Annotated in this window: 1 protein-coding gene; it reads right to left on the reverse strand. The window is 60.2% G+C overall.

Annotated elements, in window-relative coordinates:
• A partial coding sequence (locus ACYVAC_RS16170; RefSeq protein WP_461098792.1) for a hypothetical protein occupies window positions 1-819 on the reverse strand: 819 nt, incomplete at both ends.

Genomic DNA, 819 nt, shown 5'->3' on the forward strand with positions numbered 1-819 from the left:
CTCGTTAACATCTGCCGTCCCGTTGGCGGGCCCCGGAACAAAACCTGGACCTAGATCCGAGGAACCCGTACTATAGTAGTAGCCAGGGTCGGTAGGGCTAAACGTTTCCCCGTCAGGGTCCGGCTGGGGCAGCTCCTCGTTGTGGGTTTGGTAAGTGCCCCCTTGCTCAGTCTCAACCGCGCTGACCAGCTGATTGTCAACAAACGTTAACCGGGGGCCCTGCATGAAATTAGGCAGAAACCGACCCTTTAAGCTGTTCCGTGGATCAACCGTTGTGTGGTGGCGCAAGATCCAGGTTGGATGAGCGAATGCGTAGTCGTCATCGACGCGAACCTGCTCCAGCTTGATGGTGCCGTTCTTGAGCAGCACCGGCTTGTAGCCAATACTTTCGGTTGTACTCTCGGCGGGGGTAAAGGTGATTGTCGGCAGCTCCCGGCCGTTCCACTCCTGCCAGTAGGGCCAGTAGAGCTCAACCTGCTGCTCAGTCACAGCTTGCACCAGGTTGGCCACCACCCCGCGCTGATTGGCCAGGGCTCCCTTTTGCCGCAGCTGTTTCTCAAAGAGGGGGGCGCGGGCTTTCTGGCTGAGTTTACTTGCCTTGGCATCGGGCATGGTGCCGCCCACCAGAAACGAGAGCGGTATAGCCGACTGTCCTTCGTAGCCCAATAGCACGCGCTGGTAGACCTCGGGTGCAGTGGCGGGATCCAGGAGCGACTCGGCGATGAGTCCGGCGTACAAACGCAGGTTGGCCGCCGCCTCGATGCGGGCCGACTGGTTGACCGACACCGGCTCTTGCACGTTGACTTCGGGGCTACACGC

Source organism: Spirosoma luteolum (assembly GCF_054778875.1).